A 5408-nucleotide genomic window follows, 5' to 3' on the forward strand; every position below is an offset into this window, starting at 1 on the left:
GCCCAGGCGGGGGGGCTCGAGACGGCCTACACGCTCTCGCTGGGCGAGCCGGAGGCGATGGCAGCGCAGGCTCGCGCCAATGCGGACCGGCCACTGCTCAAAGTCAAGATCGGCGGCGACAATGACCAGGCCCGCATCCGTGCGGTTACCGAAGCGGCGCCTGCCAGCCGCATCATCCTCGACGCCAATGAGGGTTGGACGGACGACAACATCGTCGACAACCTCGCCTTCGCCGCCGAACACGGCATCGCCCTCATCGAGCAACCTCTGCCGGCCGGCCGCGACACGATCCTGCGCCAAATTGCGCATCCGGTGCCGATCTGCGCCGACGAAAGCGTGCACGAGGCGAAGGACCTGGAAGCCCTTGTTGGACTTTATGATGCCGTCAACATCAAGCTCGACAAATCCGGTGGGCTCACCGAGGCGGTGGTGCTGCGCGAGCGCGCCCGCGCGCTCGGCTTCCACATTATGGTCGGTTGCATGGTGGGCACGTCGCTGGCGATGGCACCGGCCGTGCTTCTGGCGCAGGGCGCCGATTTCGTCGATCTCGACGGTCCGCTGCTGCTCGCGAGGGACCGGGAGCCACGCCTCGTCTACGAGGGATCGTTTGTACTACCCCCCGACAGCACGCTGTGGGGTTGAGCGCGCCGCGAGCGCAATCAGCGCCAGGCCGATGAGCGCAATGGGGATCATGGCCAGAAAGCCGTCGACACCGAAGCGGTCGTAGAGCGGGCCCGACGCCAACGTCACCACGGCCATGAAGAAGCCGTTGAAGAAATAGGCGATGCCTTGCGCAGCACCCGTGCGTTCCTCCGAGACGGTCTCGCCGATCATCTTCTGCAAGCCGATCAGCACCATCGCCACAGACACCGCGTGCAGCGTCTGGACGCCGAAGAAGCCGGCGACGCCAAGGCCGAGCGGCCAGATCAGCGGAAAGGCGATCCAGCGCACGATTGAGCCGATGCCAGCGATCAGCATCACCCTGACGACGGGAACGGACCCGAGGATGCGCGTAAACATCACAAACATGCACACCTCGGCGACCACGCCCCAGGCCCACAGCAGGCCAACGACGGTGTCGCTGATGCCGATCGACTTCCAGTAGATCGAGACGAAGCCGTAGAGAAAGGCATGGCTGGCGGTGATGATGCCGACGCCGAGGGTGAAATAGAGGAAATAGGCATTGAGAAGCTTCGGCGCCGAATGCTGGATGTCGGTCGCCGACAGCGGCGAGGCGCGGCGCGGACGGCCGAGCCTCGGCGCCAGCAATCCTGCGGCGAGTGCCGCGCCCAGGGCAACGAAGATGATCGCCGGCACCGCCTCGGCGCCGGTGCGCGCCAGGATGAAGCCGCCGACGACATTGGCGCAAAGATAGGAGATCGAGCCCCATTTGCGCATGCTAGTGTAGTTGGAGCCGAAACGGCGCACGCCCGATAGCGCCAGCGAATCGGCGATCGGCGAATGCGGCGTCCAGACGATGGTCAGCGCCAGCGAGACGGCAAGCACGACGGCGTAGCTGGGCGGCAGGAAGTAGCCGGCGGAAAGCACCATCGAAACCGCGACCAGCGCGATATAGACATGGGCGCGGTCCCTCGCCCGATCGGCAAGCGCAGTCAGCAGCGGCGTCGTCACCACACGCAGGAACATGGGCGCGGCGAGGATCACCGCGATCTGCCCGGCATGGAAACCCTTGGCCTGCAGCCAGAGCGGGAAGTAGGGCAGATGCGTACCGAGCGACACGAAGAGCGTGGCGAAGATCAGGCTCATGCGCAGCTCGAAATGGCGTGGCTTGACGAGTTGTTCAGGCGAGAGCGGCGGCAGGGACATGAATCGATCCAATCACGCCACGGTCGACCGCTCGCGACGTATGTCGATCCCTTAACATGGAGAAAAACCGTGCGAAACCGGCTGGACTAATCGATTAGCGCGAGCTTGCGGCCGCAGGGGCTTGGCGTCACGCCGCCTGCACGGCCCTGCCCTTGATGTTGACGGGAACCAGCACATCCTTGCCGGCCGGAGCCTCGGGCAGGACATGCGCCCAGGTCAGGATTTCCATGCGCCCGTCGAAATGCTCGACAACCGCCGTGCAGCTTTCCACCCAATCGCCGGTGTTGATGTACTGCACGTCGCCATAGCTCTCGATCGCGGCGTGGTGGATGTGGCCGCAGATGACGCCGTCGACATGCGAGCGCCGCGCTTCCTCGCTCAGCACCGTCTGGAACGAGCCAATGAAGTTCACCGCTTTCTTGACCTTGACCTTGGCCCAGGACGAGAACGACCAGTAAGGCAAGCCGAGCAGATGACGCAGCTTTGTAACGACCCTATTGACCATCATCGCCGCGTCATAGGCGTAATCGCCGAGATAGGCGAGCCAGCGCTGATTGTGCACCACCGTGTCGAACTGGTCGCCATGGATGACCAGCAGGCGGCGGCCGTCGGCGGTCTCGTGGATGGCACGGTCGGCGACGACGATGCCGCCGAAATGCACGCCCTGGAACTGGCGGGCGAACTCGTCGTGGTTGCCGGCAATGTAGGTGATGCTGGCGCCCTTGCGCGCCTTGCGCAGCAGTTTCTGCACGACATCGTTGTGACTCTGCGGCCAGTGCCAGCTTCGCCTGAGTCGCCAGCCGTCGACGATGTCGCCGACCAGATAGATGATATCGGCGTCGTGGTGCCTGAGGAAATCGATCAGGAAGTCGGCCTTGGCCGCCTTCGACCCCAGGTGGATGTCGGAGATGAACATCGAGCGGAAAGTGCGGGGCTCTGGGCCGGACATAGCTTGTCACCGTTGCTTTCGCAGAGCCTGTGCCACGATTCATGCAACAACCGTATGACGGTTGCGATTGGTCCAGCCGAAGGGCTAGCTTGCCGCGCTCGACAAAAGGAGAAGACCGTCATGGATCTCGGCATTCGCGGAAAGAAGGCCATTGTCTGCGCGTCCAGCAAGGGGCTAGGGCGCGGTTGCGCCATTGCGCTGGCCGAGGCGGGCGTCGACCTCGTCGTCAACGGCCGCAATGCGGAGCTCTTGGCAAGGACCGCCGCCGAGATCCGTGAAAAATTCGGGGTCAAGGTGATCGAGATCGCCGGCGACGTGTCGAAGCCAGAGGTGCAGAAGGCGCTGCTTGCGGCCTGTCCCGATCCGGACATCCTGGTCAACAACAATGGCGGCCCGCCGCTGCGCGATTTCCGCACGCTCGACCGTGACAAGATCCTCGAAGGCGTCACCCAGAACATGGTGACGCCGATCGAGCTGATCCAGGCGGTGATCGACGGCATGGCCAAGCGCGGCTTCGGCCGCATCGTCAACATCACCTCGCTGTCGGTTTATGTGCCCATCCCCGGGCTAGACCTCTCGTCGGGCGCGCGCGCCGGCCTGACCTCGTTCCTTGCCGGCGTAGCGCGCACGGTGGTCGACCGCAACGTCACCATCAACAGCCTGCTGCCGGGCAAGCTCGACACCGACCGGCTGCGCGGCCCGCATGAAGCCGGCACGGCCGAGGAGCCGGCGGCAGCGGCGGCGCGAAAAGCCCGCATCAGCGCCGACGTGCCGGCCAAGCGTCTCGGCACGCCCGAGGAATTCGGCCAGATCTGCGCCTTCCTGTGCTCGGTCCATGCCGGCTATCTCACAGGGCAGAACATTCCAGTCGATGGCGGCCTTTACGTCAGCGCGTTCTGACCTGCCGGCAACGCCAGCCGCCCGCCATATCGCAGAGTCCCGACACAAGGGGCTGAAATAACTCGGCTATTTGCGCTTCGCCGATGTGAACGCCGATGGCGTCATTTGGCGTCGCGAACAGTGCGGGCCGCATGCTGGAGCTTTTGATCGTCGCCCCTGTTTTGATGCAATTCCCGACGGAAAACCGTTTCACACTTTTCCTGGAACTGCTCTAAAAGGCTGCGAAGCAGAAGCGCAAGGAGGCCGGCATGGACAGCGAGAACAAGAAACCGGCCCGGTCGGACCTCGACGAGGCCGCTCTCTACTTCCACAAGCATCCCATTCCCGGAAAGCTGGAGATCCAGGCGACCAAGCCGCTCGGCAACCAGCGCGACCTGGCACTCGCCTATTCGCCGGGGGTCGCCGCCCCTTGCCTCGAGATCCGCGACGACCCGGCGACCGCCGCCGACTATACGGCGCGCGCCAACCTTGTCGGCGTCGTCTCCAACGGCTCGGCGGTGCTCGGCCTTGGCAATATCGGGCCGCTCGCCTCGAAGCCGGTGATGGAAGGCAAGGCGGTGCTGTTCAAGAAGTTCGCCGGCATCGACGTCTTCGACATCGAGATCGACGCGCCGGAAATCGAGCGCATGGTCGAGACGGTCGCGGCGCTGGAGCCGACCTTCGGCGGCATCAATCTCGAGGACATCAAGGCGCCGGAATGTTTCGAGGTCGAGGAGCGGCTGAAGGCCCGCATGGGCATCCCGGTGTTCCATGACGACCAGCACGGCACGGCGATCATCGTCGCTGCCGCGGTGCTCAACGGGCTGGAATTCGCCGGCAAGACAATTGCCGACATCAAGATCGTCACCTCGGGCGCCGGCGCCGCCGCGCTCGCCTGCCTCAACCTCCTGGTCTCGCTTGGCGCCAAGGTCGAGAACATCTGGGTCACCGACCGTTTCGGCGTCGCCTACAAGGGACGCCTCGAGGAGATGGACCGCTGGAAGGACCCCTATGTGAAGGACACGGAGGCGCGCACGCTGGCCGATGTCATTCCGGGCGCCGATGTCTTCCTCGGCCTTTCCGCCGCCGGCGTGCTCAAGCCTGAATTGCTGCAGCACATGGCGCCGAAGCCGCTCATCCTGGCGCTGGCCAACCCCAATCCGGAGATCATGCCGGAGGCAGCGCGCGCGGCGCGTCCGGATGCGATGATCTGCACAGGCCGCTCCGATTTTCCCAATCAAGTCAATAATGTGCTGTGCTTTCCTTACATCTTCCGCGGCGCGCTCGACTGCGGCGCCAGCGCCATCAACGAGGAAATGAAGATGGCGGCGGTCAGGGCGATCGCCGCCCTTGCCCGCGAAGAGCCGTCGGATGTCGCCGCGCGCGCCTATTCGGGCGAGACGCCGATCTTCGGGCCCGACTTCCTGATCCCCTCGCCCTTCGACCCGCGCCTCATCCTGCGCATCGCGCCGGCCGTCGCCAAGGCCGCCTGCGACACGGGCGTGGCGACCAGGCCGATCGCCGACTTCGCCGCCTATATCGACAAGCTGAACCGCTTCGTCTTCCGCTCCGGACTGGTGATGAAGCCGGTGTTCTCGACCGCCAAGGCATCCAGCGCCAAGCGCGTCATTTATGCCGACGGCGAGGACGAACGCGTGCTGCGCGCTGCCCAGGTGGTGCTGGAGGAAGGCATCGCCGAGCCGATCCTGATCGGCCGTCCGCATGTCATCGAAGTCAGGCTGAAGCGCTACGG

The 5408-nt window shown here is 64.7% G+C and carries 5 protein-coding genes; 3 read left to right on the forward strand and 2 right to left on the reverse strand.

Translation table 11 applies throughout. The features are described from left to right. A partial coding sequence (locus EN781_RS24730) for an enolase C-terminal domain-like protein (protein ID WP_281034392.1) occupies positions 1-642 on the forward strand: 642 nt, incomplete at its 5' end. On the opposite strand, the gene EN781_RS24735 is transcribed toward EN781_RS24730, so the two are convergent. Both EN781_RS24735 and EN781_RS24740 read right to left on the reverse strand, forming a co-directional pair. Then, a complete protein-coding gene (locus EN781_RS24735) occupies positions 613-1827 on the reverse strand; it encodes an MFS transporter (RefSeq protein ID WP_127400409.1) in 1215 nt (404 codons plus the stop codon). The two genes, EN781_RS24730 and EN781_RS24735, sit on opposite strands and share 30 nt — an antisense overlap. Positions 1828-1954: 127 nt before the next feature. Further along, the gene (locus EN781_RS24740) at positions 1955-2776 is read right to left on the reverse strand and encodes a UDP-2,3-diacylglucosamine diphosphatase (RefSeq protein ID WP_126054793.1); all 822 of its coding nucleotides are present in this window, start codon (positions 2774-2776) and stop codon (positions 1955-1957) included. Between the two features lie 120 nt (positions 2777-2896). Here EN781_RS24740 and EN781_RS24745 point away from each other — a divergent pair, with 120 nt between their 5' ends. Both EN781_RS24745 and EN781_RS24750 read left to right on the forward strand, forming a co-directional pair. Next, complete coding sequence (locus tag EN781_RS24745; protein WP_126054794.1) at positions 2897-3676, forward strand: SDR family oxidoreductase; 780 nt, start codon at positions 2897-2899, stop codon at positions 3674-3676. Positions 3677-3924: 248 nt separating this feature from the next. Beyond that, positions 3925-5408, forward strand: a 1484-nt coding sequence (locus tag EN781_RS24750) for a phosphate acyltransferase (protein ID WP_281034393.1), incomplete at its 3' end; no start/stop codon positions are given.

Source organism: Mesorhizobium sp. M4A.F.Ca.ET.090.04.2.1, assembly GCF_003999085.1.
In the GTDB taxonomy this organism is placed as follows: domain Bacteria; phylum Pseudomonadota; class Alphaproteobacteria; order Rhizobiales; family Rhizobiaceae; genus Mesorhizobium.

Coding starts and splice junctions, on each gene's coding strand:
- EN781_RS24735 (WP_127400409.1), bottom strand. CDS start 1,827: ATGTCCCTGCCGCCGCTCTCGCCTGAACAACTCGTCAAGCCACGCCAT.
- EN781_RS24740 (WP_126054793.1), bottom strand. CDS start 2,776: ATGTCCGGCCCAGAGCCCCGCACTTTCCGCTCGATGTTCATCTCCGAC.
- EN781_RS24745 (WP_126054794.1), top strand. CDS start 2,897: ATGGATCTCGGCATTCGCGGAAAGAAGGCCATTGTCTGCGCGTCCAGC.